This window comes from Catellatospora sichuanensis (assembly GCF_007483665.1).
Classification (GTDB): Bacteria; Actinomycetota; Actinomycetes; order Mycobacteriales; family Micromonosporaceae; genus Catellatospora; species Catellatospora sichuanensis.
The window spans coordinates 59,581-85,810 of record NZ_VIQO01000040.1 but is presented as its reverse complement, the minus strand read 5'-3'; the positions used below and the strand labels follow the sequence as shown (position 1 = coordinate 85,810).

Here is a 26,230-nt window from a genome sequence, read left to right as displayed (position 1 = left end):
CCACGGCCGTCGGCACCGGCTTGCCTGGTTCCTCGACGGGCACTTGCGGCGTTCGTGGAACGACTAGAGTGCCCGCATGTCATCGCGCCGTGGCCTGCATCCATCCTCGGGCGGCTCGGGCACCGGTTCGCGGAAGACCGTGACGACCGCAGACGGGGGCACGACCCGCTTGGCCGACGTCGCCCGGCAGGCGGGGGTCAGTGAGTCCACCGTTTCCCGCGTGGTCAACAACAAACCTGGCATCAATCCGGCTACCCGACTGGCCGTGACCGCCGCCCTGGAGGCGCTCGGATACCAGAGTCAGGAGCACCTGCGTGAGCGCCAAGACCGCCTGATCGGGATGATCACGCCCGAACTGGAGAACCCGATCTTCTCGCTTTTCGCTCGTGCCATAGGAGCGGCGCTGATCCAGCAGGGCTACACCCCGGCACTGCACACCCTGGCACCTGGCGGTCCCGGCGAGGACAGCCATGTGAAGACGCTGCTGCAACAGGGGGCCTCAGGGATCATCTTCGTTTCAGGGCTGCACGCGGATGCCACCGAGGATCGCGATCGATACCGCGACCTTGTCGGTCGCTCTTTGCCGATGGCGCTCATGAACGGAGACCTGCCAGACGTTGAGGCGTCCTTCGTATCGTGTGACACCCGTGCCGCGGGACGACTCGCCGTGTCCCATCTGACCTCACTCGGGCACCGACGTATCGGCATGGTCATCGGTCCGGAACGCTACCTGCCGGCACGGGGCGCGCTCGACGGATACCTGGAGGCCATGCGTACCGCCGGGCTGCGGGAAATGGTTGAGGTCGCGCCGTGGTTCACGGCTGAGGATGGCCAGGTGGCAGCCGCGCGGCTGATGGCAGACGGTGCGACCGCCGTAGTCTGTGGTTCGGATCTGATGGCACTTGGGGCTGTACGCGCCGCCCGCGCCGGGGGTCTGTCTGTGCCGGAAGACATCTCCGTCATCGGGTTCGACGACTCCCCGCTGATGTCATTCACCGATCCGCCGCTCACCACACTCCGCCAGCCCGTGGCCGCGATGTCGGCCACGGCTGTGCAGATGCTGGCTCAGGTGATCGACGGCCGACCGTTACGGAATCGGCGGTCCACTTTCGGCCCCACGCTCGTCGTTCGAGGCTCGACCGGCACACGCCCATGACGCTTCCTGGCATCGCCAGACACGGCATGACCGCCGAGGTTCTGGTGCTCCTCCTCCGGGCACCGGCCTTAGCAGTGATCGACTAGCGCCGGCGAAGCCGGGATGTCCGGCCGCCGTCCGGCCCTCTCCCCGGAAGGATCACCATGCAGGAGGTAATGGTCCTGCGCTTGACATACCGGCGCACCGCTGTGTACGGCATGTGGCCGGTCATGCTCGCTGCCATCCTGAGTGTCATCTGGCCGCCGACGGAGCTTTGGAAATACGTCGGGATGGCTCTGATCAGCGCAGGTTTCGCGGCGGTTTGGATACGCTATGTCCGTGTGACCAAAGTCGTTGTCGACGCGACCCACGTCCGTGTCTACGACACAGTCTGGCCGGATCAAGCCATGCCGAGGTCCGACATCATGGGGCTCAGAAAGGTCGACGGCTACTGGGAGCTCGCCGGCAGGGATCCGCGGCAGAAGCTCAAGCTGCGCCCGCTGTACAACAAGGCGGAAGTCGCGCAGCTGCGCTCGGTGCTGCGAATCTGACCGGGAGTTTCTGACCTGACAGCACCGCCCCTCCGGGATGGCCCGAACAATGTTGCCGAAAGCGCGGGGATTAGTACGGCAGTCACGGTTGACTGGTTGAGCTGCCGTAACTGGTGCTGTTGCGGTCCCGCCGACGCCGCCAGCGGGCGACCATGATCGCGATCATTCCGGCCGTCCGCGTTGCCGCTGCGAACCAGCTGAAACGGGAGACGTTGCGTCGGCTGGTTCTCCCGACCTGCTCCACGAGCTGGTCGGGATCCGTCGGGTCGTAGCGAATTCGGACTTGGTCGCCCTGACGCAGCCCGTCGTCACAGCTGTCGCACCAGGCCGACACTCGCTCCCCTGACGCGAGCGGGAACTCGACGGTGACGTGCTTGCCTCTACTGCCCGGCTCAACGTCGGTGACCACGGCGTCGACCTGACGCCCAACCGTCTCCAGCCTGGTGGCGTGGGCACCGCCGACTGCTCGACGGCGAGGTGCACCGGTCCTGAACGCTTCTACGGCCTTCCAACACCCGGGCGTCGTTCCGGGCCGTCGACGGCACTGACCACCACCCGGCCAGGCGCCTGCTCGGCAGGATCCTGCCGCTGGCCGAGGACGAGCAGGTCACCGACCGGTGGACGTTGAACAAGCTGGCCTGCCACCGCTGAACACGGAGACGTGTAGCTCGTGCGGGCGAGTACATCCGTAGCTGTGATCGGCCTGTCCAGTCACCCGGCATCAGACTGCGATCCGATTCGATTCGGTCTAACGGCCCACTTCGATGGGCGGCCGTATCGTTCAATCAGCGTAACCGTGCAGACTGGCGCCGACAGGTTGATGGATCCCATTCCGAGACAGCCACTGGCGGTGGATAACGGTATGCGCAGCATGGTCGGAAGATTCGCCGTCGGCAGCCTGATGCTGCTCAGTTCCATGATCGCTGTCGCGACTCCGGCGCATGCTGCGGCGCCTCCGGCCGGCGATGTCGTCTCGGTCGACGACGACGGCGAGTACGCCGACCGCGGCGGCAACGCCCTCGACATCTCGCACGATGGTCGGTACGTCTTGCTGAGCTCCAACGCCACCAATCTGTCGTTCGAGTCGCAGCGGTCGCGCCTCTATGTTCGCGACCGGCAGGAGGGCACGCTCACTCTGGTGTCGACGTCGGCGAACAACCCCGACATGGCGCTGGGCGACGGTCGACTGTCAGGCAACGGCAGACATCTCTTCTTCGTCACCGGCGCCCGGACCGTGAATCCGAGTGACACCGACAGCCGCTCGTATCTGTTCGCCAAAGACCTCGTCACCGGTGCCGTCGTCAATGTCGAACGAACCTACATCGGCACGCCGACATACATCGGTTCCAATGCCGGATCGCAGTTTCATCACGCGTCGGCCGACGGCTCCAAAGTCGTCTTCGGGTACCAGGTGTCGGGGAACAACAATTTCGCCAACGCCGTCATGCTCGTCGACCGCACCGCGGCGCCCGGCACGCCTGCGCTCACCCGTGTCGCGGACAATGCGAGACCTCTGGGCCTGTCGAGCGACGGCAACACGGTCTACTACCGGCGGGTCGAATCGGAGTTCAATCAGCCGCTGGTCTACAGCATCTACCGCTATGACGTCCCCAGCCGGACCACCACGTTGGTGTTCGATCACCTTGCCAGCCCGAACGCATTCACGATCGAGGTCTCGGCGACCGGACGCTACCTGGGCTTCATCGCCGACTCCGCCATGCTTTACCCGCAGACCCCTGGATACTGCGAGTACTTCATGACGGCGTTCGGCGTCTGTCGCAACCTGTTCCGCTACGACACCGTCACCGCCACGTTGGAGCGGGCCGATGTGAACGCCGACGGGACCACACCCGACCGCTACACCCTGCCGGGATCCTTCCAGATGTCCGACGACGGGAACGTGTTCGTCTGGACGACCGAATCCATCATGCGCTCGAACAGCACCTACTTCCATGGCACCGGCCTGTATTCCAAGCGCTTGGACACCGGCGCAGTGCACCTGGTGAACGTCGACGCGAACGGCGTTCCGGCCACCTGGCGCCTGCAGTCCGGCAGCGCGCTGACCGCGGACGGATCCCATGTCGCGATGACCTCCGCCGCCGAGACGTTCGGCGCCCCGTACTACTGCGCCGTCAGCTACGACGAGCGCGCCTACCCCAATACGAGGCCCTGCAACAACGCGTACGTCGTCGCCACCGATCCCGCCGCCATCGCGGACACGACGCCACCTCAGCAGGTCGGGATCACCTTTCTGGCTCCGAACGCGTTGCTGGGCCGCAACATGCCGTTCCGCATCGACGCCACCGACACCGGTGCCGGCGTCGCCCACGGCGAGTTCTACCTCGGCGACACCGACCCGGGACTCGGCAAGGGCAGCCTCGTGTCCTTCGGCGCGGTTCCGGATCCGGACACCTCACATTTCCGCTACGACCTCGTCGCAGCTGCGTCCAACCTTGATACTGCGGGAACGGTCACGATTCACTACCGTGTCCATGACAGCTTCGGCAACTGGTCACCCACGTTCGAGGCGCGATTCGAGGTCGTCGACCCCAGCACCGATCTGACCCCGCCCTCGCTGGGCGCCCCGCACTGGACGGCGAACCCGAAGCAGCTCGACGAAGCCAGCACCCTGACAGTCCCGGCCGACGACGACCTCACCGGCGTGGACACCGGCGAGTACTACGTCGGTGCCGCCGACCCGGGCGCGGGCAACGGCACCGGCATGTCCTGGAACGGTGCCACGTTGTCGGCCGAGTTCGACACCGGCCTGGCCGGCGTCTACGACGTACACGTGCGCGCCAGGGACCGGGCGGGCAACTGGAGCGCCACCGTGGCTACGACACTCGTGGTCGGCCTGCCCGCTCCCACGGGCCTGTCGGCCGCCACGCCGACCAACAACGCCCCGGTGCTCACCTGGAATACCGTCCCCGGTGCCGCCACCTACCAGGTGTGGCGTGAAGACATCCTCACCGGGGACAGCGTGCTGGTCTCACCGGCGGCCCTCGACGCCACGAACTTCACCGACGGCTACATTCCCGGGGTTTACCAGTACGCCGTCGCGGCGGTCGACCTGGCGGGCAACAGCAGCACGCTGTCCGCCCCGGTGCAGGTAGCCGTCACCAACCTCAGCTCGCCTGCCAACCACAGCCGCAATGCCACCGCGCAGGGCCAGAGCCGGGTCGTGCCCGTCCACGGCACCGATCAGCTGCCGGGCCTGGCCACCGGGAGCAACACCAAGGCCGACTTCGACTTCAGTCTCGGCTACCGCGGCGACGGCACCCTCGACACCAGACGCGCCCTCACCTTCACCTACAACATCGGCGACGACGCCTTCCATCTCGCCTCGACACGGATCGACTGGCTCGTGGTCAGCGGCGCCGACAACTCGGTCGCCACGTTCCAGGGCGTGGCCGACGCCGTGCTCAACGGAACGGCTACGGCCGGTCTGCCCTTCACCGTCACGGCGGTGGACGGTGACGCGGCCGGGAACGGTACGCCGCACCGTCTCCGACTCACGGTCTACACCGACGCCTCACGAGCGACGGTGCTCTACCGCGTGGATGCCGGCCTGGCGAAGGGGAAGATAAAGATCAACTAGACGGCGTCCCAGCATGAATCAGTACGCGGAGGTCACGGCCGCTCGGCGGCGGCTCGCACCATCAGCTCCACCTGGTCCTCGCCGACCGCGTCGAGCAGGTATGGCATGTGGGTGATCACCGTCGGGTTGCCTCCTACCAGGGCAGGATCGGCAGGAGGCCGGCCGGCAGCCGGGACGGCCGTCGCGGACCACCACCCGCACGATGGTGCCAGGTACGACGGTGAACGTCGGCTTCGCGGATTCGCACCAAGGCCTCGACCCATGCTGCCGAGCCTGTTCACGCTCGGCAGGCAGCTCTCCACCCGCTGATCCTGCGCGGGGGCGGGCCGCCTGGCCGGCCCCGACCGTCAGCCGATGTAGGGCCCGCTCAGCGCTTCCGGACGCGCGGAGTCCAACTCCTGGACCGCCCTGCGCAGACCGCAGTCGAGGGCGGCCGCGATCGACGAGACCGTGGAGTCCACCGGGCGGAACCGGTGCCGGACGAGGTTCACGCGCAACGGCCCCGTCCTCGGCTCCAGCTCGTCCAGCATCTCGTGGACCGCTAGCACCGCACCCTGCTCCAGCTCGGCCACGACCGCCTCAGTCGCGGACTCGCGGTCGGCGTCGGAGACCACGACGAAGCGATGGCTGATCTCTACCTCCCGCACCGGCACGCGCTCCACCTCGATGGTCACCCTCACCCCGCCGACGGCACTGCCGGCGTCGGCCGGGTTGGTCACCCGCGCCCGGACGCAGCCGCCGGGCTCCGCGGTGGCCGCGAGCCAGCGCCGGGCGAAGCCTACGGGTACAGGAAGCTGCTCGACCGACTCCCGCACCGCCCGTGCGGCGGCGGAGTGGATGCCGCCACAGGAGTAGTCGACCGGATGAACCACGTGCCGGACCAACACGACCCGCAGCGGGCCGACGTGCGGCTCCAGGTCGTCCAGAGCCGACCGCACACCGGCCAGTGCCCTCGCCTCGATCTCGGCGATCTCGTCCGCGCCCATGCGGTCGTCCGGCTCGTGCTGCACGAAACCGTCGGCCAGCACTACCTCACGCACGACCGCCTGCTCGACGTCGACCGTGGCCCGTACACCCATGTAGCAGCCAAAAATCGGGGTATTGGTCCATCGCACCATGGCAGCGGAGCTTAATGCGGCAGTGCGGGCGGCGCACTTGGCATCGACGCCTTACGGTCTACGTCATGGCTACCGCGTCCTGGATACCGATGTTCCTTTTAGTCGGCGGCGTCTGTTTTTTCTTCTTCCTGCTGTTCTGGGTGGTGCGCGCTGCTGTCTCGTCGGGCATCGAGGATGCTGCCCGCAGGGAACGGGAGAGGCAGCACTAGATCGGCTTGCCAGACCGGGCATTCGTTCGCCGGGGTGCTGATCGTGACGATGGTCCGATGCGAGGAGCAGTCACGCACGATCGTGACCACCGGCGGCAAGAAGTTCTCCCTGTTGGCGCTGGTCGTGCTGCATCCGGTCGAGATGGACCTGAAGGTCACCGTCTAACCGATGCGTTGCTCGATGCCTTCGGCCGCGTCGACTTGAGCGGGCCGTTCGGCCCAGCACGCCTCCTCCGCGTGGGTTCAGGGCCGTGTCGGGTGGCTCAGGGGCAGGGGACGCGATAGGCGTCCAGGTTGAGGCGCTTGTGGATGGAGGACAAGCGCAGCGGGCTCGTCTGGGCGCAGAACGAACCTGCGGGCAGGTCGTACTCGGCGTGGAAGACGGGCTTGCCCGCATCGGTGAACACGGCCAGCGTGTCGCACTCGCGGTACCTGGCGCACTCCTCGTTGACGGCGAAGTCCATGACACCGACCAGGGCGGCCGCCTGCTCGACGTCGTTCTTCAGTCCGACGGCCAGGCCCGCGTTGTGGGCGAGGTCCGCTACGCGCCGGTTGAACTGCAGCTGGTCGCCTGCGGTGAGCGGGAATCCGCTGTCGTTGGCGTAGGCGTCGACGTTGTCGGGCTCGACCCCGTCGAAGCCTTTCTGCCGGCACCGGGCCAGCCGCTCGGCCAGCAGGGGTTCGAGCAGGTCCCAGCGGCGGATGTCGAGCCACCGCTCGCCGGGCCAGCCGTCGAGGGGCCGGCCGAGGATCTCGGCGGGAAAGGCCGCCTGGTCGGGTCGGAAGTCTTCGTATGCGCCGACGTTGACGTAGCAGATCACGTGCCGTCCGGCCCGGTGCAGGGTCGTCACCTGCTCGGCGGTGGCGGTGAAGGCGTCCAGGTTGTAGACGTCGGCGTCGACGGTGAGGTCGAGGTCGCCGGACAGCTGCCACTGCCATGTCTGACCGACCCGGGGCTGCCAGCGCTCGTGCGGTGCCGCGGGTGCGCTGGTGAGCGCGGCCGGCGCGGGTGTTGCGGTGCCTGTCGCGGCAGGCGGTTCCGAGGCGGTGCCGTCCGGCCGGCCGGTGAGGGCGGGCGCGTCCGGCGATCCGGCACCAGTGGCGGCGGCGGGCCGGGTGCCGTCGGGGATCGCGGTGACGGCGAGCCAGGTGAGGGCCAACGCAACGGCGACGCCGGCCGCGCTGATCGCGGCGGTGCGGCGGGTCATCGGGGCATCCCGGCCGGGACCAGCCACGACGGGACGCCCCGGTACGGCAGCGGGGCGGTGCCGTCGGTGACGAGCCCGGCACCACCGGTGCGGGTGGCCAGCACGGCACGGGCGTGGGCCAGTTCGGCGGTGGGCACCCCGTAGACGAGGTGCGCCGCGTTGGGCAGGTCCGGTGTGTCGGGCTGCTGCCGGTAGTCCGGCCAGGGCCCCTCGTACGTGCAGACGAGGTCGGCCAGGGCTGCGTAGGCCGGGTCGGGGCGGGTGCCCGGGTTCAGCACGACCAGGCCACGGGCGAGGCGGGTCATCCGGGCGGTCCCGGCGAGCGCGGCGTCGGCGGTCGGTACCTGGTCGAAGAAGACGCCGTCGATGGGATACCGGTGCCAGGCGGCGAGGTCGTCTTCGATGTCGGCGTCGGCGCGGTGGCCGTAGTCGAGGTCGACGTAGCCGAGCATGGGTGCTCCGGCGGCGCGCAGCAGCGTGGTGGCCTGGTCGTAGACGGTGTCGGCGGCTCTGCCGGGTCCGTTGTGGACGTTGATGATCGTGGTGACGGTCGGGCCGGCGGATGCTACCGCCTGCCAGGCGGCGGGGTCTTCCAGCGGGTGGGTGTAGAGCGGGAGCAGGGTGGTCATCGGTAGCTCCAGGGGTCTTTCAGTGCCCTGACGGCTTCGGCCAGGGCGGGCGGGTAGAGGCATAGGAGGATTACGGCGCTGCTGGCGGTGGCTGCGTCGGGTGCGTTCGGCAGCAGGATCCGCAGGGCGGTGATGCTCAGGGCGATCAGGGCCGCGCTGAGCCAGATCAGGGCCAGCGCGGAGGCGGGGCGGCGGTGCGCGACGAGGACCAGGCAGATCGCGTTGATTCCGGCGAGCAGGGTGGATGCGGTGACCGCCCAGCCGTCGGGGGTGGGTGTGGACAGCAGGAGTGCCGCGGCGGCCAGCGGCGGTACGGCCAGGGCGAGTCCGGTCGTGGTGCCGGTGCGGGCCAGGTGGCGGCGGAAGGCGGTGCGGTCGGTGAGCCGGACCCGGCCGTCGGCGACGCGCCGCTGGTGGCGCAGCAGCATCAGTTCCGTCAGGGGTATGCCGACCAGCAGTGGTGCCGAGGTCGCGGCCGGCGCGATGGTGCCCGTCTGCTGCAGGGCTACGAGGATGAACAGCAGGGCCTGCCCGGCGCCGACGGTGCCGTGCCGGGCGGCGACGGCGTAGCGGTTCAGGTCCGGGCGCCACGGCTGGGTGCCGCGTCCCCATGCCGGTAGGTAGGCGACGGTGACCATGGCGAGCAGGCCGGCGAGCAGGGCGGCGACGGCGGGTGGTCCGGTGCCGGCGAGCAGGGCGGCGGTGGCGAGCCAGCAGGAGGCTGCGGCGATGAGGGTGCGTCGTTCGGTGCCGGTGACCAGTGCGGCGGTGTTGGCCGCGAACAGCATTATCTGGGCGGCGCTGACGAGGTAGGACGTGGTTGAGGCGCCGGAGGCGGCGAGCAGGGCGGCCCAGAGCAGTGCCAGTGTCGCGAATCCGAGGGCGAGGCGTCGGGCGGCGCAGCGTACGCCGGCTTCGTTGACTGCTTGGTAGCCGAGGAATGCCAGGGCTTGGGCGGTGGCCCAGCCGGCTACGAGAGGGCCGGTGGTGGCGTACCAGGGCAGGGTGCCGAACAGTGGGGCGCTGCCGGTGACGATGACCGTCGGGGTGAGGAAGAGTCCGGCGCGGACGAGTGCGTCGATGATCGGGATGCGTGGTGTCTGGGGTGCCGGTTCGGGTGCGGGGTGGGGTTGTGCGGGTGTGGTCAGGATCTGGCGGGCGAGGGTGAAGACCGACGGGTGTCCGTAGGTTCCGGCGGCCCGGTCGTTGATTCCGGTTGATTCGAGGACTGCGGCGACCTCGCCGGTGTCGGCGGCCCAGCCGAGCCGGGCGTGTACCTGCTGGGCGAGGTCGGCGGCGGACGGGATCGCGATGGGTGCGATGGTCGGCGGTGCGGCGCTGTCGATGCTCATGCGGGGGCGCTGCCGTCGTGTGGTGGCCGGTTGCCGCCCAGCAGCTGGTACTGCCGGCGGTAGGAGTCCAGGCATCGGCGCAGGGTGAAGAGTCGCAGTGCCCGGTCGTGGCCGCGGCGGCCGAGGTCGCGGCGCTGCCCGGTGTCGCGTAGCAGGGTCGCGCAGGCGGTGCCGAAGGCGATCGGGTCGCGTGGCGGGACCACGATGCCGGCGTCGCCGACCATTTCGGCGACGCCGCCGACGTCGGTGCTGACGGTGGGCCGTTGGCACATCATCGCTTCGACGATGGTGTAGGGCATGCCTTCGGAGATGCTCGACAGTGCTGCCACGTGTCCGGCTTGGAACGCGTCGCGGCTGCTGGCGACGGGGCCGGCGAAGGTCACCGCGTCGGCCAGGCCGAGTCCGGCGGCGAGGTCGTGGCAGGTGCGGGCGTAGTCCTCGTTGCCGGCGGGTACGGGTCCGGCGAGGTGCAGGCGGGCGTCGGGTACTTGCTGTCGTACCACGGCGAGGGCGCTGATCAGCGTCTCCAGGTCTTTGAGCGGGTCGATGCGGCCGACCCAGGAGATGGTGGGGATGTCGGGTTCGGCGGTGAGCGGCGGGAAGCGGTGCGGGTCGACGCCGTTGGGGATGACGTGGATGCGGGCGGGGTCGGCGCCGTGGCGTTCCTCCCAGCGCTGGTTGAAGGCGCTGACGGGGGCGATCAGGTCGGCTTCGGTGTAGGCGAGTCGGGCCAGTGCCCGGTGGAACCGCAGCACCGCGACTTTCACCCCGGGCTGGTGGGTGCCTGCCGACAGGTAGCGTTCGCGTAGGTAGACGCCGTGTTCGGTCATCAGGAACGGGACGCCGTCGCGCCATTTCGCGGCCAGCGCCACCAGTGACGACAGGCCGTTGGCGTTGGCGTGGCATACGTCGACCGGTGGCAGGAAGGCCGCGAGGGGGCGTACTGCGTGTTCGATGAGGGCTGCGGCTTCGTCGGCGTCGCGTAGCGTGAGCCGGGGCAGTGGCCGGCCGGTGGTGCGTGCGGCCTGTGTCCAGGCGTCGAGTAGCAGGTCGGCCAGGGGAAGTCCGTGGAGCGGGTGGCGGCCGGCGAGCCCGTGGCGGGGGCAGGCGGCTGGTGCCCGGGCGCAGTGGGCGCATCCTGGCCGTGCGTGCCCGGGTTGGGCCAGGGCCAGTTCGCGTAGCCCGGATCGGAACAGGTCGAGGTGGGCGGGTGTGTCGCCGAGCATGCCGGTGCACATCCGCGCCGCCGCCCTGATGGAGCGGCGGCGCGGAGCCCGGGGCCGGTCCCAGATGGCAACGGCCGACAGCGACGCCACGTTGTCGGGCAGGGCCAGCGCTGGTGTCATCGTCGGCTGGCCGACGATGGTGACCAGGTGCCAGGTGACGTCGGTCAGCCCGCGGACGAGGTGATCGCACCAGGTGCTGACGCCGCCGAGCACGTACGGGTAGGTGCCCTCGTTGACCAACGCGACGCGCATCGACTGTCCCCTATGCCGTGCGCAGCAGTTGCTGGCCGTTGGCGGCCAGGGTCGTCCACCCGGAGCGCTCCGGGCCGTAGACCGAGCCGTACGGGCCGCCGCGCAGTTCGAGGCCGAGCAGCGACAGCATGATGGTCTGCGTGTTCGCCGGTACGGTGATCGGCACGGCGAGGGCGGCACCGCGGTTGATGACGGTGATCCGGCCGTTGCTGAGGTAGGCCTCGACGGTGCGGGCCGCGACGGCGGCCCGCCATGCGGCCTGCTGGGTCTGCAGCGCCGCGACCTCGCTCATCCGCGGATTCACGATGGGTGTGGCGGCGGTGTAGGTGCTGCGGTACCGGTCGAGCACCGCGTCGAGGACCGGGTACAGGATGCGGTCTGCGGTGATGTTCGACTGGTGCACGTAGTGCGGGCGCGGGTCGGCCGAGATCACGTGGCCGTAGGCGATCCGGGCCTCGACCGGCACGATGTAGTCGTCGAAGCCGGTCACGGTGGACAGCGGGGCGATACAGGTCGAGGACGGGTTGTTCTCGCAGATGCCGCTGCCGCCGTCGGCACGGCTGGTGTAGATCCAGTTGTACTCGTCGACCTCGTCGGCCCGGGTGGCGACGTTGTAGAAGATGTTCATCGGGTGGCGGGGCACCGTACGGGCCGCGCCGACGCGGCGCGTGACCGGCTCACGGGACGCGTCGGAGGCGATGATCGTGACACCTGCCTGGCCCAGCGCCGGGGCGAGGTGAGGGTTGTCGACCGCCATCTGCGGCAGGGTCTTGAGGCCCGAGTGCTCGCCGGTGACCAGCTCGGCCCGGTTGACGCTGATGCCCCTGCCCTGCGCCCAGGTCAGGTTGTCGGTGATCTGGGCTCGGATGTCGGCCTGGGCGGCATAGAGCACGGCGCCGGTGACCGGGTCGGTGGCGCAGTGCCATGGCGTGGTGGAGAAGTCCTGCACGCAGCCCAGGTAGGGGTGCGAGTAGGTGTGGTTGAGCCAGCGGAACTGGGCCCGGTCGGCGACCAGCCTCGCAGTCAGCGCGTCGGTCGGACCCGCCTCGACGGCACCCTCGGCGTTGAACGCCAGGTCGGCCTTGATGCCCTGGGTGTTCTGCCAGGACACCAGCGCGGTGACGTCGGCGGCGGTCATCCGGATGTCGGCCAGCGGGTCCGGGATCGGCGGGCAGTCGTCGCCGACGGTGCAGTTGCGCTCGGCGTCCCAGCGGGCGTCGGGCAGCAGGACGTCGTCGATGTGCACGCTGAACCAGTTGCGCCAGTGGCCCAGGTGCACGCCCTGGGTCAGCCAGGTCACCAGGCCGTGGCCGAGCTGCTGGGCGACGCTCTGGTACTCGTTCATCGCCAGTGTCACCACCAGCTCCTCGCGGGTGCCGGTGCGGTACACGCCGATGATCGCCCCGGATGCGGGGCTGGTGCCGTTGACCAGGGGGGTGTAGTTCGCCCCGGCGGCGGGTGCGGCCAGGTAGCCGTAGCTTTCCGCCACGGCCGGGTCGGCGTCGTCGACCGCCAGGGCACCGGTGAGGTAACCGAACCCGGCTGCCTGCCCGGCGGGCGTGACGGCCAGCGCGCCGCCGTCGAGCAGCCCGCTCCAGGTGGTGGTGAGGCCGACGGCCGCGGTCGGTGCCGTGTACGCGTCGAGCTGCCGGACTCCGAACGTCTGCTCGAATGCCGCGAGGACCGCGAGTTCGGCAGGTGGCAGCGCGTGCTCGTTGGGCATGACGACGCCGTTGTATTTGGCGCGCGGCTGGCCGGCGACCCGGTCCGACAGGGCGGCGGCGGTCAGCGCGGGCCGGGCCGGCTGGTTCAGGTCGATCGTGTCGTAGGGCACGCCCTCGCGGTCCATCTGCGCGGTCACGACCCCGACACCGGCCGAGCCGTCGTCGAAGACCAGCACCCGCAGGTCCACGCGGACGCCGGTGGCGTACGCCTGCGCCGGGGAGCCGGCCAGCGCCGTCACCGCCAGGCACGCGACGGTGCAGGCCGCGAGCAGGCGCGCTTTGCGCCCGCCCGGCGGCGATGTGTGCTTGCCGAACAAGGTTGTCTCCTCTGGTTGAGTCACGGACCTGGTCATACGGTTGCCAGGGTGCTGTCGGCGGCTGCCGAGACGACGATGTCGTCGAGCCCGTAGCGGGCCGTCCAGCCCAGCCGGGCTGAGATCTCGTCGACGCCGGCCACTACGTGCGCCGGGTCGCCGGTGCGGCGGGGTTCGACCAGGTAGGACAGCTCGCGCCCGGTGGCCCGGCCGACGGCGTCGATCATCTCCAGTACCGTGGTGCCCTCACCCCGGCCGACGTTGAGCACGTCGGCGTGGAGCACGCCGTCGACCAGGGCGCGCGCAGCCGATACGTGGGCGTCGGCGACGTCGCCGACGTGTACGTAGTCACGGACGGCGCTGCCGTCGCGGGTCGGGTAGTCGCCGCCGTACACGGTGGCGGGCAGGCCGCGCCGCGACGCGAGCAGCAGCCGGGGCAGCAGGTTGGTCAGGCCGGTGTCGCGCAGCCCTGGTTCGGCGGCGCCGGCCACGTTGAAGTACCGCAGCGCCGCCCACCGGAACCCATGGCTTGCTGCCGTGTCGCGCAGCAGCCATTCGCCGACGAGTTTGGTACGCCCGTAGGCGTTGTCGGGCGAGGTCTGCGCGGTCTCCGGGATCGGCGTGTCGCCGTCCGGGGTGCCGTATACGGCCGCGCTGGAGGAGAAGAGCACATGTCCGACGCCGTTGTTGACGACGGCGCTGAGTACGGAACGCAGCCCGTCCAGGTTGTCGCGGTAGTAGCGCATCGGCTGGCGGACCGATTCGGCCACGTCCTTGTGCGCCGCCAGGTGGATGACGCCCACCGGCCGGTGCCGGGCGACGACGGTGTCCATCGCGGCCAGATCGCAGACGTCGATCTGCTCGATCGCCACCTGCGCGGGTATCCGCCGGGCGTCGCCGGTGGACAGGTCGTCGACGACGACGACTTCGAGATCCGATGCGAGCAGGGCGTGCACGACATGGGCGCCGATGTATCCGGCGCCTCCGGTCACTATCCAGGACATGAACAGGTCAACGACGCCCGCGCCGGCAGATACGGGTCGCGGCGTGAATCACGACTTATCAGACTAGGAAAACCGAAATCAGTAGCCGTTCGTACTATCCTATTCGCACCGCGTGTCCGTCGTGTATGGATGCGCCCTGGATGAAGATGCGGAACGGCCCGCGACTGTGCTAAGCCGCGCCATCACGACCAGACCGAACCGGTCGAGAACCTGCTCCTGCCTGTCGGCCCTACTGCAGAGCGGGCTGGCGGACTAGGGTGACCGGGCCGCCGGCCGTCGGCTCAATCTGTGGCTGGTGGACCACCGAGACGTGGACGGCCTGCGTGGACGGGCTACCGGTGGGGACGACCAGGCACTGCGGAGTCTTGCTCGGCTGCTCGCCGAGGCGGGCGACACCGACGCAGCGGTCTCGGAGCTGCAAGAACTGGCGGATCAGGGCCATCCCATGCTCGAAAGCTGATCGAGAGGTTCCGCTCGGACGCGCTCCGCTGATCGACATTCTTACCGCAGGCGGCTAAGCAGCCATCTGGCTGCGGGTGCCGAGGGCGCGTCTGATCGCGCTCATTTCGCGGCGAATGGCTGCGGCACAGGGACTCGACAAAGTTGGCGGGCCTGTGGGCCGACGCGTAGGCCGAGTCCGGGAGCGACGCCGGCAAACGACCAGCTCAGGCGCCCGCGCCCTGTACCGCGTCCGTCAGTACTTCGATGACCCGCGCAAACTCCCGCGGCGGCAGTACCCGGGTCAGCAATCCCCCGCGCTGCTGCCCGTACAGCGCCGGTCGCCACTCGCCGGGAGGACCGGCGAGCACCGGCGTGTCGATGATCGTGTAGCGGCGGGTCACGATGCGGATGCGCTGGTGACCCCATGGAGCACGGGGCCGCATGCCGACGCTCGAGATGTCGCGCCATGGCACGGTGTACGTCCGCCAGAACTTGCGGACACGTACCCCGGCGCCGCTGACGAACAGGCCCACGAAACACGTCCGGACGACGGCCCCGGTCAGCACCCAGCACACGGCGTAGAGGCCGAACCGCCTGCCGCCGGCGAGAAGGTCGATCAGGCAGAACAGGGTCCCGGCACCGAGGATGAACAGGGCGTTCACCGCGCTGGCCAGGCCGTAGTCGATGTCGTAAGGCCTTCGCCATCTCTGCCGCACGGCGTCATCGTCTACCACGCCATTATTTCCCGCTACCCCCGCAGAGCCTGCGGCGGCTGGCCTAACCATCTCTCGCGCCTGGACTACCTGCCCGCCATTGACACGGCCCTGCGGAAATGATGGATGCCTTGACAACCGTCAATCACTTGCCCGATCCTCGAGAGAGCGCTCCCTCGAAGATCGTCAGGTATCGCCCACGCCCGGGGCAGGACTCGTGACAACGACCGCTGGACACCTCGACCGTGTAGTCGCGCGGGCCGCTGTCGCGCGGGCAGTGCTGCTCGGCCGGGCAGCTGCGACCCTCGCCGTCGCGGGCGGCGGCCTACGCCTTCGAGCACAGCCCGCTTCGCTGATCGTCGTGCTCCTACTCGTCCTCCTCACGGCAGTCGTCGCTCTCGTGACGCTGTCCCGCAATCCCCACGTGGTCACTCATCCCCTGCCCATCCTGGCGGCCGACGCCACGATCGTCATGGTCGTCCTCGGGGTCGGCGACGGCGACGTCGCCTTCTTCTGCAGTGCCGCAGGGGCCAGCGCGCTGGCCGGCGTACTCGTAGGTTTCTGGGCACTGCTGCCGGCCGCGTGCTACGCCGGACTCGGCTACCTGGTCGCGGCCCACCTGCTCGCCTCGACGCCGGGCGCGCCGAGCCTGGCCGGCTTCGTCCTGGCCTTCCCCATCATCAACGTGCTCACCGCCGTCGGCGCCGCCGTCGCGACCGCCGCACTGGCCGCCCACGTCGACCTGTCAGTCAAGCTGGTCGCATCGGCCCAGCGTACGGCGGCTGCCGCGGAACGAGCCCGGCTCGCCCGCGAGCTGCACGACTCGGTCACCAAAACGCTGCGCGGGGTCTCGTTCGCGGCACTGGCGCTGCCGACCTCCCTGCGACGACAGCCCGCCCTGGCCGAACAACTGGCCGCAACGGTTTCAGCCGGAGCCACCGCGGCGGTCCGGCAGGCGAAAGAGGTCCTCGAGGGCCTTCGCCTCGACAACCCGGACCACGAGTTCGCCACGACGGTGGACCGTATCTGCCGCCGGTGGACCGAACGTGAAGGCATCCCGGTGCACATGACGGTCGCGACCGCCGACCTCCCGTTGGACCTGCGCTACGAGCTCGCCCAGATCCTGCACGAGTCACTGGAGAACATCGCCCGACATGCTCGGGCGAGCTCCGTGACCGTGGAACTCGCGCACACCCGCGCAAGCGTCCGGCTGCGCGTCACCGACAACGGCGCCGGGTTCCGCGTACCTGCGGAGCTGAGCGGCTGCTTCGGCCTGATCGGCATGGCAGAACGGGCCGCCGCCGTCCGCGGCACCCTGCGCGTGATCTCCGCGCCAGGCGCGGGAACGACCGTCGAAACCGTCGCCGCGAACAGTCCGCTCAAAGCGGCCGCGTACGCCGGAACGCTGCCATGATCTCGGTGATGGTCGTGGACGACAACCCGATCGTCCGGGCCGCCCTCAACGGCTACCTGCAGCTATGCCCGGAGGTAAGCGTGTCGGCCCAGGCCGCCGACGGACGCGAAGCCGTCGCGCTGGCCCGCCGGTACCGGCCCATGGTGACCCTGCTCGACCACCGCATGCCGGTGGCGGACGGACTCTCGGTGCTCGGCGAGATGATCGCCTATACGCGGGTGCTGGTGCTCACCAGCGACGCCGACCCGCAACTCATCGCCGGGATGATCCGCGGCGGCGCCCGCGGCTACCTCGTCCACGGGGCCTTCGATCCGCCGGAACTGCATCGCGCGGTGCTCGCCGTGGCAGCCGGGCACGGCTGGCTCTCCCCTGTCGCGGCCGCAGTCGCCGCCGCAGCCGTACGCGAACACGCCGAACACGAACGCGCCCACCGCGAACTCGCCGAACGGCGGCGGCTCGCGAGATCCCGCTTCGGTCTGACCCGACGGGAACAGGAGGTGCTGGCACAGCTCGCACAGGGATTGTCGAACGCCGCCATCGCGCACCGGCTGATGCTGACCGAGAAGACCGTCAAGAACCACCTGCAGCACATCTTCGCCAAGCTGGGCGTAGCCAGCCGCACCGAGGCGGTCGTCGTGTGGACCGGGCAGAGATAACGTGCCGGTCGTATCCGCGCGCGTGCTGGGCTGGTCGGCCCTTGTCGTGGCCGTCGGCGCCACGATCGCCGTCGTGCCGCCGCTGATCATGCCCGTCCCGGAACGCGACGGCGCACCCGTCGCAGGGCAACCTCCCAGTTCGCCGAGTCCGCAGCCGTCAACCACATCGGCGCCGGGCCCACCATCGACACCCGCGCCGTCGCGGACTTCCCGGCCGCCGGCCGCTGCGGTGCCGGGCAAGGCGTCGGCACCCGCGCCGCCGGCGAAGACGACCGCGCCCACAGCGACCCGGTTCAGCCCGATCACCGTGCACGCCGCCGACCCGGCCAACATCCGCGTCGGCGCCCGCGTGATCGACTGTCCCACCTGCGTGGACGGCAGCCGGGTCGGCTACATCGGCGGCCCGAACACCCTCGCCGTCCGGATCACGGGTGTGCCGCAGGCGGGTGAGCGAACGCTGACCGTCGTCTACGAGACCGAGCAGCCGCGTACCCTCAAAGTCGCGGTCGACGGCGGCCCTGCCCGCGAACTTACGCTCAGCGGCGCCCAGAGCTGGCTGATCCCGGTACATGTTTCGGTGCGGCTGCGGCTGCCGAAGGGCACCTGCTGGATCCGGTTCTTCAACGACACCGGCTCGGCCCCCGACATCAATACGATCACGGTCAGCTGACGCCGCACCGCCACGACGAACACCGCCGGCGCCCGGGCGAGCGCCCCGATGAGGCACCCGCCCGGATGCACGCTCAGAACTGCCCGGCGCTGTTGCACTTGGCCGACTGGACGATGCAGTTCTTCACCCGGTGACCTTGCGCATCGTTGTCCCAGACGTTGACGAAGTCCCCGTGCATGGACGAGGCCATCCCCGACGCCAGCGTGAACCCGTCCGCGCTGCCGACGGCGGGATACGCGATGACGAACGACACCGACGGGATCGCCACCGGAAACGCGCTCGGGCATGTCCCGTTCGGGGTGAACGCCACGTGCGACTTGTGGTCGGGGCTGTCCAGGTGCACGCCGTCCCAGCAGTCGGGGAAGACGAGCTGGAACATCAACGTCCCGCCGGGCGAGCAGATCGGCCAGTTGCCGTCGGCGCTGCGGCCGATCTCACCGCCCGTCGTACCGCCCACGCAGTAGAACTGGTTCACCGATCCCGCAGGCGTCGGCACCTGACGGCCCGCGCTGCCCGCGATCATCTCGAAGCCCAGCGGGAACGGAACCGTCTGGCTCGGGTCCGCCAGCCGCGAGCCGTAATACACCACGACCCCCTTCGGCTCCACGACGGCACCGCGGTGATACAGGGTCGGAACCCAGTACGCCGACAGGTCCGCAGGGGCCGGCGTGCACGTCGTGGCGGTGTTAGCCCGCAGGCTGTCCAGGGTGGAGTTCGCGTTGGTGCTGCGGTTGCCGAAGAAGCTGTGCATGTGGGAGGCACCCGGCAGCCCGGGGAACACGATGGGGTCGTCCTTGAAGGAGTGGCTGTAGGTGCATGTGGCGTTGAACTCCGGCACGCGCACGGCGTTGGCCGGTGCCGGTGCCATCGTCATCGCCCGGAAGGCGGCCAGCTGCGCGTTCCATTTCACCGGGTCGACGTTCACCCAGCCGGTCGCCGGGCCCGTGCCGCCGGAGTTGAACGACAGCCAGTTGAGGTTGACGAAGTCCGCGCCGCTGCCGGCGTTGGCCATGACGGCGTACACCGACTGGACACCGGCCGGGTGGCTGGTGACGTTCACCGTCTGCGTGACCCACGCCTGCCAGCCGCCGGTCGCCGTGATGGCGAACTGTGCCAGGACGGGCCCGGTCACCGATCCCGTACGCAGCTGGACGGTCCCCGTACCGCCGACGGCGGAGGCGACGCGTACCGAGATGGTCATCGTGCCCGAGGCGCCCAGGTCCACACCGTCGTAGCGCAGCCAGTCCCCCCGGGACAGGTAGCCGACGTCAGAGCCGCCGCCAGTGTCGACGGTCGGCTCGACGACGCCACCGAGCTGAGCCGAGTACGCCTCGGCCTGCACCACCAGCTCAGCGGCGGCACCCGCCGACGGCGTCAGCGCGACGACGGCCGCGGCCAGCACCATCCCCGCACAACCGGCGCCGACCGAGACCACCCGTGCCCGCCGTCTGATCCAGTCCCTTGTCATGCGTGACCCTCCTACGATCCGCGAAAAGATTGAGATCTTTTCAACGTAGTTACGGTCGTGAATCGCGGCATGAGGCGAAGGCCTCAGTGGGCGACGATTCCAGGGCCCATTTCCGTCCCGACTGGTCCGATGCCGCCTGGCGGTGGTGAAGCCGGCGCGGAGCCATGACCGCCACGCCGGTGTCGGATGCTGCCTGGACTTGCGATGCGTCCGCGCACTCCCAGAATGAGCGTGCGCCGGGCGACGCGCCGCAACCATGGTTCGGTCATGATGCCGTCCTCGGTGTCGCGGTGATGGGATTGGCGGCGGTACGCGGCTTCGCCGCAGCCAGCCGGTCGCGGGCGAGTGCGAGCCCGTCGCCGGTGAGCCGGTAGAGGTGGCGCGGTGGGCGGCCCGGCTGCTCGGACGGTTCCCAGCGGGTCTCCAGCAGGTCGCGCGCGACGAGGCGGGCCAGAATCGGATAGAGGGTTCCGGGCGCGAGGCCCGTCTGCTTGCTGAGGCCGTAGCCGTAATGCCAGGCCGATGGATCGTCGACAAGGGAGCCGAAGACCTTGAGAGTCTGTGGCGAGCTGTCGGGTATACGCGGCATATCGAAAGTCTATATATGGAGAGTTTGGACGGCAAGGGCCCACCGCGAGCACCGCAGTCACCGACCGCAGACGCCGACACCATCCACCATCGACGCCCCGAGGCCCGGATGATGCATCACCGCGCCCACCTTGCGCACATAGTCCCTGCTCGGGACTGCCGAACCGGCACAGCACTCAGCCGATACAACCCCCAACACCCGGGCACGCCGAGGCGTCAGAGCACAGCGGCTCGCGCCGAGCGGGCCGGGCGATCCGGCCGGCACCCGCCGGTGATCGCCGCCCGCACGTGATGCCGGGTTCCGGACTCACACCGTGACCGGCCGACGCGCAGCCCCACACTGACCGCATGAAACTCCGTCACGTATTGATAAGTGCAGGCACCGTCCTGCTCGCCTTCGCCCTGCTGCCGGTTTCGAGCGCCGCGGCCCTGGACGACCTGGTCTGTGTCGACGAGCGCAGCGAGACGGTCAGCCACCACTTCGAGTCCACGTTGCACCACTACTGCGCCCGCTGGCGCTGGTCGCCGCCGAAGGTCGGCGATCACGGTGACAGCACCGGAACCAAGGGCGAGGACGACCCCGACGGCGGCAAGGGCGGCACGCCCGACTTCGAGGACTGCGACGTCGTCAAGGAGGACCTGGCCCGGACCAAGGAGGCGCTCGACCTGGTCAACAAGCAGCTCGATGCGGCCAACATCTGGCTCGGCGATGCCATGGGGCGCGAAGCGACGGCCGAGGCGGCAGCGGCGCAGGCATTGGACACGTGGCGCCGGGCCGAGGCCGACGTCGACTTCTTCTTCACCGCCTACGCCACGGCCAACGGCCTGGACACGGAAATCGAGGTCGAGATCAGACCTGGCATCACCGTCGTGCGGCCGGTGGCAGCCTTCCGGCCCGACCACGACAAGGCCTTCGGCGTCGAGCTTCATACGGCCATGAACCGCGAGCTGGTGACGCGGGCCGCCCGGAATGCGGCCGCCGCCGCCTACCAGGAGGTCGGCGAGGAGCTGATCGACGCGCATTCGGCCGTGGCCAACCTGACCTCCCGCCAGGCTGCTCTCATCCAGGCCATCGAACGGCTCCAAAGCCGGGTGGGCCGCTGCTGATCGCAGGAAGCAATGGTGGGGCCTTCAGATACGGCTTTGGTTGTCTACGCCAAGCCGTATCTGAAGGCCCCACTTCGTCCACACCAATCCGCTGCCCGGGCGCCCACGTTCGCCCGGCAGCATCGCCCCGTCATCTGGTTCCTACGAGCCTTCGCGCACCAGCACGTCGGGCTTGCGTGCAGGCTGCGTGCCGTCCGCGGCCGGATGCCGACTGCCCGCGGGGGCGATGAGCGGCTCGGTGAGTACCAGCAGCAGGGCCACGGTCGCCACCAGGCCGCCTACCAGCGCGGTGGGAGCGAGCCCGAAGTCCGACAGCACCGCGCCGCCGAGGAACGCGCCGCCCGCGATACCGACGTTGAACGCGGCGGAGTTTCCCGCCGAGGCCAGATCGGAGTTGCCCGGTGCCACCTCGAGCACCCGGTTCTGCAGTGCCGGGGTCAACGCGCCGAGCGCGAACCCCGACAGTGCGAGCGCCGCCGCCGTCGCGATCTGGACCCCGGCGAAGGCGTACATGCCGGTGAGCGACACCGCCATCACCGCGACCGAGCCCGCCATGACCGCCCGGGGGCGCCGGTCGACGAACACGCCGGCGACCGCGATGCCACCGAAGTCGACGACCCCGCGCAGCAGCAGCAGCGGGCTGATGGCGGCCACCGGGAAGCCTGCGACGTCGGTCAGGAACGGTGTGGTGTAGGTGAACGCGGTGAACAGGCCGGTGATGGACAGCGTGGTGACGGCGATCAGGATCCAGAACCGCCGGACGCTGGGTGCGGTGCCGGTGGCGGCGTGGCCCTGACCCACCGGCACGCTCGGCATCAACACGGCCAGCAGCAGCAGTGTCACCAGGCCGACGGCGGCCAGCGCGACGAAGGTCCACCGCCAGCCGACCTGCTGGCCGAGCCACGTGCCGGCGGGCACGCCGAGCATCGGTGCGATGGCCCCACCGCCGAACACTGTCGCGGTGGCCCTGCCGCGCACCTCCACGGAGAACAGGCCGGCCGCTGCCGGGCCGACCACTCCCCAGAAGACGGCCTGGCTCAGCGCCACCACCACCCGTGCGCCGAGCAGTACCGCGTAGTTCTCCGCGATGGCCGAGGCCAGGGTGGCGACGACGAACACCGCCAGCAGCACCGAGAACAGCAGGCGGCGTGGCACCCTGCGGGTGAGGTACGCCAGCGGCACCGACACGATCGCCACGGTGAGGCCGTAGCCGGTGACCAGCAGTCCGGCGTCGGCCAGCGATACCCCCAGGTCCTCGGAGATCAGCGGCAACAGCCCGATGGGCATGGTCTCCATGGCGACGTAGCAGAACGCCCCGACCGCCAGGGCCAGCAGCGCGGCCACCGCCTGCCGGTTGCGTGCGAGCGCGCCGTCGTCCCTCGACTCGTTGATGGGATCACTCCTTCGAACTGGTCACGGCAGCCGGCCTGCCGGCACCGACGGGATCGACGTCACGAAACCGCGGCGGCACGGGACCCGGCGACACGCGCCGGCGTCGGGGGGAGTTCCGGTGTGGAGCCCAGACCGAGGTGAGGGAGATCGTGAGCGGTCGCCATATCGTCCAGCGCTGGCCGGCGTATGCGATGTCGACCGTGCCGCCAAGCAGGCGGTCTCCGGATCCGACGAAGTCCGGACCGGACGCGTGCTGCGGTTTCCCGGACGCCACACACGTCAGGACATCGAACGGATATGGCGCAGTCATCGAGGCTTGCGCGTCCAAGAGTCGCCCCCGTCGCGAGCTCGTATTGACGGGCCTCATCCTGGCCAACGCCCCCACGACGTGTCAAGCACGCCGAACCGGTGCGCGGCCCGACCCGGCCGCCACCGCAAGGTGGGGCACCCGCACCCGAGTCCGCGGGCGGCGTCACCCGTATGCCGCAAGCGAACTCTGTCCTGTCCGTGGAGAAAGTGTCGATGACGTGCCACGGCATGGGCAGGGCAGGCTGGTCGGCCCGCGGCAGTGCTGATGGCGTGAACGTCCTGTGTGCTTTCATAGACGGCCCCGCGCAGGGCGGACCCGATGCGTTAGCGTCGGTGCGCAGGCCACCCACGACTTGCCGGACCCGACTCGGCGCGTGCCTGTCCACCTTGGGCTGCCACGTGATCAGCGGGATCGGCAGACCGTGGCGGGCAGGTCATCCGCAATCCCGTCCAGCATGCTCGAGGTATCGCCGAGAGTGCTGCATACGGACTCCGGGTGGCCAACGGGGTGCTGGAACGGGCTCGTGGCCTACGAAACCTCGACTGCGAAGATCGAGGAACTGGCGATGCTCGGTGGCACCCCGGCGGGCGCCGTCACCTGGGCGCCCGGAATACAGGAGGGCTATGTCTCGCACAGCACCTCGATCTGTGCCGGCATTGCGCGGGTGACCCGCAAGGGCGCCGAGCGGATCCCGGGCCCGGTGACCTTCGACGGTCACACCTGGGCGGTCGACTTCACCTGGTTCCGGGACGCGTCGGCCGAGTGCACGGCCGACGGCCGCGTCGTCCATCCGATCCTGCGTAAGGACGGCAAGGGCCTGCTTGTCTTCGCCTCACCGACGTCGCAGGGTTGCGAACTGCTCCCGTATTTATCGACGAATGTAGTCAGAGCTCGGCACGTATGGTGGCTGCCTGGGGCTTGGTGCAGGGTTGGCGACGGTCGCGGGTTCAGCCGGTGAACGCGCTGATACAGCGACATGTATTGTCGGTATGTGCTGCTTCGCCTGTTGCCGGCCGGCCTTGAGGTTGTCGCCGCTTGGGGACCTGTCGGCGTGGGGCGGTCCTTGCGCGGCGGGTGGGTCGTCGCGTGCGGGGGCAGTCGGGGGTGAACAGGTTCGAGCCGCGGGCCGGGTTCGTGGTGCAGGCGTACCGGTTCGCTATTGACCCGAACGCCGGTCAGCAGGCCGCGTTGCGTTCGCATTGCGGTGCGGCGCGTGCCGCCTACAACTGGGCGGTGTCGTGGATAACGGCGTGCTGGTGGCAGCGCAGGGCCGAGCAGTCCTACGGTGTGACCGAGGCGGATCTCGTGCCGTGGCGGTCGTGGTCGCTGCCCGCGCTGCGTAAAGCGTTCAACGAGGCCAAACACACCGATCCGAGGTTCGCGGGCTGGTGGGCCGACAACTCCAAGGAGTCGTACAGCACCGGTCTGGCCAACGCGGCGGCCGCGTTCGACAACTACACCAAGTCCAAGCGGGGTGTCCGCAAGGGTAGGCCGGTGGGCTTGCCTCGGTTCAAGTCCAAGCACCGGGCGCGGCCCTCGTGCCGGTTCACGACCGGGACGATGCGGGTGGAGCCGGACCGGCGGCATGTGACGTTGCCGCGACTGGGCAGCATCCGTACCCACGAGAACACCCGTAAACTCGCCCGCCGTCTGGATGCCGGGACGGCCCGGATCCTGTCCGCGACGGTCAGCTTCGCCCGTGGGCGGTGGTTCGTGTCGTTGCAGGTCGAGGTCGCGCGCCAGGCGCGCAGGCCGGCGCGGCCGGACGTCGTTGTGGGCGTCGACCTGGGGGTGAGGCATCTGGCGGTGCTGGCCGACAGCACCGGGCAGATCACCTACGAGCCCAACCCCGCACACCTCGACACGGCCTTGTCCCGGCTGCGCCGGCTGTCGCGGCGGGTCTCGCGGCGTCAGGGACCGGACCGGCGCACCGGCCGCACACCGTCGCGGCGGTGGGTCAAAGCCGACGCCGAACGCAACCGGGTCCACTACCGTGTCGCCGATCTGCGCGCTGACGGGCTGCACAAACTCACCACCAGGATCCGGGCCGGGTACGGCACGGTGGTGGTCGAGGATCTGAACGTGGCCGGGATGCTGCGCAACCGGCGGCTGGCCCGAAAGATCGCCGATGCCGGGTTCGGGCAGATCCGCCGACAGCTGACCTACAAGGGCGGGTGGGCCGGTGGGGTCACCGTTGTGGCCGACCGCTGGTTGCCCTCGTCGAAGACCTGCTCGGACTGCGGCGCGGTGAAGGCCAAGCTGCCGCTGCACGTCCGGGTGTTCGCCTGCGAGCAGTGTCCGCTGGTGATGGACCGCGATGCCAACGCCGCACGTAACCTCGCCGCCCTCGCGGCGGCTGTTTCGACTGGTACCGGAGTGGCCGGAGACCAGGACGCGCAAGCGTCGAACCTTCGTGGAGCCGACCGTAAGACCCGCACCACCACCCGGCCGCATACGCGGCCGGGTGGGCAGGCAGGTGGCGCAACCCCGCACCAGCGGACAGAAACGAGAGATCTTCGCCAAGCCGAAGCGGCCACGCTTCGGTGACGGCAAGAACCTTCCCGCCCGAAAGGCCGGGATTGCTGATACCTGACTATGGAATTAGCAACGGCAAGTCGGGTGCCGCCCGGACGGGCCAGCCGTGGAACGTCTACCGGTGGACGCCTGGCGTCGACCAGCCGACCTCCGTGGTGAAGGGTCTGGGCGACCCGCTGGCCGCGGCGGCGACACCGGACGACCGGAGCCTGCTCGTCTCCACGCTGTGGAAGTCGCAATACGGCATCTTGCGGGTGGATCTGCAGTCAGGCGAGATGGCCCTGGTGACCGCAGGTCGCTCGCCGGGCGTGTCCATCTCCCCTGACGGCAAGAAGATCGCCGCGGTCCTCCAGCCGGCCAAGGGATCAGACTACGACATCGAACACACCGAACTACGGGTAATCGACGCCGGCCGAGCTGCCTTGCGGTCACTGCCGCGTTCACCGCCGACGGACGGGACCCCAGCCGCCTTCCCGCGATGCGCTTGCTGCTGCGCTGCCGGCGAACGTCGGATACCGCCCGCGGTGGCGTGCCTCGCGCATGGCCAACCCGTCGATGATCCCCGGATCCACGGTGGCGCGCAGCCAACAGGTCCAGCGGCTTCATGAAAGAAGTT

At 69.6% G+C, this 26,230-nt stretch carries 25 protein-coding genes; 13 read left to right on the top strand and 12 right to left on the bottom strand.

The genetic code is table 11. The features are described from left to right. Positions 1-76: 76 nt before the first annotated feature. Together FLL47_RS38990 and FLL47_RS38985 are read left to right on the top strand one after the other, a co-directional pair. Entirely contained in the window at positions 77-1,156 is a 1,080-nt protein-coding gene (locus FLL47_RS38990) for a LacI family DNA-binding transcriptional regulator (protein ID WP_144127711.1), read from the top strand. A 143-nt stretch (positions 1,157-1,299) separates the two neighbouring features. Further along, positions 1,300-1,686, top strand: a complete 387-nt coding sequence (locus FLL47_RS38985; protein ID WP_144127710.1) for a hypothetical protein — start codon at positions 1,300-1,302, stop codon at positions 1,684-1,686. Between the two features lie 82 nt (positions 1,687-1,768). Here the strand turns inward: FLL47_RS38985 and FLL47_RS38980 are convergent, their stop codons facing one another. After that, positions 1,769-2,095, bottom strand: a complete 327-nt coding sequence (locus tag FLL47_RS38980; protein ID WP_186316183.1) for a DUF3592 domain-containing protein — start codon at positions 2,093-2,095, stop codon at positions 1,769-1,771. A 285-nt stretch (positions 2,096-2,380) separates the two neighbouring features. Between FLL47_RS38980 and FLL47_RS38975 the strand changes: the two genes are divergently transcribed. Then, positions 2,381-5,284 (top strand): hypothetical protein, encoded by a 2,904-nt coding sequence (locus tag FLL47_RS38975; RefSeq protein WP_144127708.1) that lies wholly within the window; start codon positions 2,381-2,383, stop codon positions 5,282-5,284. A gap of 347 nt (positions 5,285-5,631) precedes the next feature. Here the strand turns inward: FLL47_RS38975 and FLL47_RS38970 are convergent, their stop codons facing one another. Beyond that, positions 5,632-6,402 carry a hypothetical protein gene (locus FLL47_RS38970; RefSeq protein WP_144127707.1) on the bottom strand — a complete coding sequence of 257 codons (771 nt, stop codon included), beginning with the start codon at positions 6,400-6,402 and terminating at the stop codon, positions 5,632-5,634. 65 nt (positions 6,403-6,467) lie between these two features. On the opposite strand from FLL47_RS38970, the gene FLL47_RS43425 reads away from it, so the two are divergent. Next, positions 6,468-6,611 carry a hypothetical protein gene (locus FLL47_RS43425; RefSeq protein ID WP_186316182.1) on the top strand — a complete coding sequence of 48 codons (144 nt, stop codon included), beginning with the start codon at positions 6,468-6,470 and terminating at the stop codon, positions 6,609-6,611. Between the two features lie 43 nt (positions 6,612-6,654). Beyond that, a complete protein-coding gene (locus FLL47_RS44900; RefSeq protein WP_281286781.1) occupies positions 6,655-6,777 on the top strand; it encodes a hypothetical protein in 123 nt (40 codons plus the stop codon). Positions 6,778-6,874: 97 nt separating this feature from the next. Here FLL47_RS44900 and FLL47_RS38965 read toward each other — a convergent pair whose 3' ends face one another. From FLL47_RS38965 to galE, 6 genes are read right to left on the bottom strand one after another with little or no spacing between them, the layout of a single operon-like run. Beyond that, positions 6,875-7,819 carry an endo alpha-1,4 polygalactosaminidase gene (locus tag FLL47_RS38965; RefSeq protein ID WP_144127706.1) on the bottom strand — a complete coding sequence of 315 codons (945 nt, stop codon included), beginning with the start codon at positions 7,817-7,819 and terminating at the stop codon, positions 6,875-6,877. Further along, positions 7,816-8,448, bottom strand: a complete 633-nt coding sequence (locus tag FLL47_RS43420) for a spherulation-specific family 4 protein (RefSeq protein ID WP_186316181.1) — start codon at positions 8,446-8,448, stop codon at positions 7,816-7,818. The genes FLL47_RS38965 and FLL47_RS43420 overlap by 4 nt, the downstream gene beginning before the upstream one ends. After that, positions 8,445-9,800, bottom strand: a complete 1,356-nt coding sequence (locus FLL47_RS43415) for a hypothetical protein (protein WP_186316180.1) — start codon at positions 9,798-9,800, stop codon at positions 8,445-8,447. The genes FLL47_RS43420 and FLL47_RS43415 overlap by 4 nt, the downstream gene beginning before the upstream one ends. Beyond that, a complete protein-coding gene (gene pelF, locus FLL47_RS38955; protein WP_144127705.1) occupies positions 9,797-11,278 on the bottom strand; it encodes a GT4 family glycosyltransferase PelF in 1,482 nt (493 codons plus the stop codon). Before pelF ends, FLL47_RS43415 begins: the two co-directional genes overlap by 4 nt. 10 nt (positions 11,279-11,288) lie before the next feature. Then, positions 11,289-13,319: a hypothetical protein gene (locus tag FLL47_RS38950; protein WP_222106404.1), complete on the bottom strand. Its 2,031-nt coding sequence runs from the start codon at positions 13,317-13,319 to the stop codon at positions 11,289-11,291. 32 nt (positions 13,320-13,351) lie between these two features. Further along, positions 13,352-14,320: a UDP-glucose 4-epimerase GalE gene (galE, locus tag FLL47_RS38945; protein WP_144127704.1), complete on the bottom strand. Its 969-nt coding sequence runs from the start codon at positions 14,318-14,320 to the stop codon at positions 13,352-13,354. A 295-nt stretch (positions 14,321-14,615) separates the two neighbouring features. Here galE and FLL47_RS43410 point away from each other — a divergent pair, with 295 nt between their 5' ends. Continuing rightward, a complete protein-coding gene (locus tag FLL47_RS43410) occupies positions 14,616-14,780 on the top strand; it encodes a hypothetical protein (RefSeq protein ID WP_186316179.1) in 165 nt (54 codons plus the stop codon). A 205-nt stretch (positions 14,781-14,985) separates the two neighbouring features. On the opposite strand, the gene FLL47_RS38940 is transcribed toward FLL47_RS43410, so the two are convergent. After that, positions 14,986-15,477 carry a PH domain-containing protein gene (locus tag FLL47_RS38940; protein WP_186316178.1) on the bottom strand — a complete coding sequence of 164 codons (492 nt, stop codon included), beginning with the start codon at positions 15,475-15,477 and terminating at the stop codon, positions 14,986-14,988. A gap of 214 nt (positions 15,478-15,691) precedes the next feature. Between FLL47_RS38940 and FLL47_RS38935 the strand changes: the two genes are divergently transcribed. From FLL47_RS38935 to FLL47_RS38925, 3 genes are read left to right on the top strand one after another with little or no spacing between them, the layout of a single operon-like run. Further along, positions 15,692-16,888: a sensor histidine kinase gene (locus FLL47_RS38935; protein ID WP_144127702.1), complete on the top strand. Its 1,197-nt coding sequence runs from the start codon at positions 15,692-15,694 to the stop codon at positions 16,886-16,888. Positions 16,889-16,896: 8 nt separating this feature from the next. Further along, entirely contained in the window at positions 16,897-17,544 is a 648-nt protein-coding gene (locus FLL47_RS38930) for a LuxR C-terminal-related transcriptional regulator (protein WP_222106403.1), read from the top strand. 1 nt (position 17,545) lies between these two features. Beyond that, positions 17,546-18,214 carry a hypothetical protein gene (locus FLL47_RS38925; RefSeq protein ID WP_144127700.1) on the top strand — a complete coding sequence of 223 codons (669 nt, stop codon included), beginning with the start codon at positions 17,546-17,548 and terminating at the stop codon, positions 18,212-18,214. A 73-nt stretch (positions 18,215-18,287) separates the two neighbouring features. On the opposite strand, the gene FLL47_RS38920 is transcribed toward FLL47_RS38925, so the two are convergent. Both FLL47_RS38920 and FLL47_RS38915 read right to left on the bottom strand, forming a co-directional pair. Continuing rightward, positions 18,288-19,682, bottom strand: a complete 1,395-nt coding sequence (locus FLL47_RS38920; protein ID WP_144127699.1) for a DUF1996 domain-containing protein — start codon at positions 19,680-19,682, stop codon at positions 18,288-18,290. 265 nt (positions 19,683-19,947) lie between these two features. Further along, a complete protein-coding gene (locus tag FLL47_RS38915; protein ID WP_144127698.1) occupies positions 19,948-20,271 on the bottom strand; it encodes a PadR family transcriptional regulator in 324 nt (107 codons plus the stop codon). A gap of 347 nt (positions 20,272-20,618) precedes the next feature. Here FLL47_RS38915 and FLL47_RS38910 point away from each other — a divergent pair, with 347 nt between their 5' ends. Further along, positions 20,619-21,377, top strand: coding sequence for a hypothetical protein (locus FLL47_RS38910; RefSeq protein ID WP_144127697.1), 759 nt, complete (start codon positions 20,619-20,621; stop codon positions 21,375-21,377). Positions 21,378-21,518: 141 nt separating this feature from the next. On the opposite strand, the gene FLL47_RS38905 is transcribed toward FLL47_RS38910, so the two are convergent. Next, positions 21,519-22,721, bottom strand: coding sequence for an MFS transporter (locus tag FLL47_RS38905; protein WP_144127696.1), 1,203 nt, complete (start codon positions 22,719-22,721; stop codon positions 21,519-21,521). Positions 22,722-23,602: 881 nt separating this feature from the next. Here FLL47_RS38905 and FLL47_RS38900 point away from each other — a divergent pair. From FLL47_RS38900 to FLL47_RS38890, 3 genes are all read left to right on the top strand, one after another. After that, the gene (locus FLL47_RS38900; protein ID WP_144127695.1) at positions 23,603-24,037 is read left to right on the top strand and encodes a hypothetical protein; all 435 of its coding nucleotides are present in this window, start codon (positions 23,603-23,605) and stop codon (positions 24,035-24,037) included. A 146-nt stretch (positions 24,038-24,183) separates the two neighbouring features. Further along, positions 24,184-25,626 carry an IS607 family element RNA-guided endonuclease TnpB gene (gene tnpB / locus FLL47_RS38895; RefSeq protein WP_144127694.1) on the top strand — a complete coding sequence of 481 codons (1,443 nt, stop codon included), beginning with the start codon at positions 24,184-24,186 and terminating at the stop codon, positions 25,624-25,626. Beyond that, positions 25,623-26,222 (top strand): TolB-like translocation protein, encoded by a 600-nt coding sequence (locus FLL47_RS38890; RefSeq protein ID WP_144127693.1) that lies wholly within the window; start codon positions 25,623-25,625, stop codon positions 26,220-26,222. Before tnpB ends, FLL47_RS38890 begins: the two co-directional genes overlap by 4 nt. The last annotated feature ends 8 nt before the right edge of the window (positions 26,223-26,230 follow it).

Coding starts and splice junctions, on each gene's coding strand:
- FLL47_RS38990 (WP_144127711.1), top strand. CDS start 77: ATGTCATCGCGCCGTGGCCTGCATCCATCCTCGGGCGGCTCGGGCACC.
- FLL47_RS38985 (WP_144127710.1), top strand. CDS start 1,300: ATGCAGGAGGTAATGGTCCTGCGCTTGACATACCGGCGCACCGCTGTG.
- FLL47_RS38970 (WP_144127707.1), bottom strand. CDS start 6,402: ATGGTGCGATGGACCAATACCCCGATTTTTGGCTGCTACATGGGTGTA.
- FLL47_RS43425 (WP_186316182.1), top strand. CDS start 6,468: ATGGCTACCGCGTCCTGGATACCGATGTTCCTTTTAGTCGGCGGCGTC.
- FLL47_RS38965 (WP_144127706.1), bottom strand. CDS start 7,819: ATGACCCGCCGCACCGCCGCGATCAGCGCGGCCGGCGTCGCCGTTGCG.
- FLL47_RS43420 (WP_186316181.1), bottom strand. CDS start 8,448: ATGACCACCCTGCTCCCGCTCTACACCCACCCGCTGGAAGACCCCGCC.
- FLL47_RS43415 (WP_186316180.1), bottom strand. CDS start 9,800: ATGAGCATCGACAGCGCCGCACCGCCGACCATCGCACCCATCGCGATC.
- pelF (WP_144127705.1), bottom strand. CDS start 11,278: ATGCGCGTCGCGTTGGTCAACGAGGGCACCTACCCGTACGTGCTCGGC.
- galE (WP_144127704.1), bottom strand. CDS start 14,320: ATGTCCTGGATAGTGACCGGAGGCGCCGGATACATCGGCGCCCATGTC.
- FLL47_RS38930 (WP_222106403.1), top strand. CDS start 16,897: ATGGTCGTGGACGACAACCCGATCGTCCGGGCCGCCCTCAACGGCTAC.
- FLL47_RS38920 (WP_144127699.1), bottom strand. CDS start 19,682: ATGACAAGGGACTGGATCAGACGGCGGGCACGGGTGGTCTCGGTCGGC.
- FLL47_RS38915 (WP_144127698.1), bottom strand. CDS start 20,271: ATGCCGCGTATACCCGACAGCTCGCCACAGACTCTCAAGGTCTTCGGC.
- FLL47_RS38910 (WP_144127697.1), top strand. CDS start 20,619: ATGAAACTCCGTCACGTATTGATAAGTGCAGGCACCGTCCTGCTCGCC.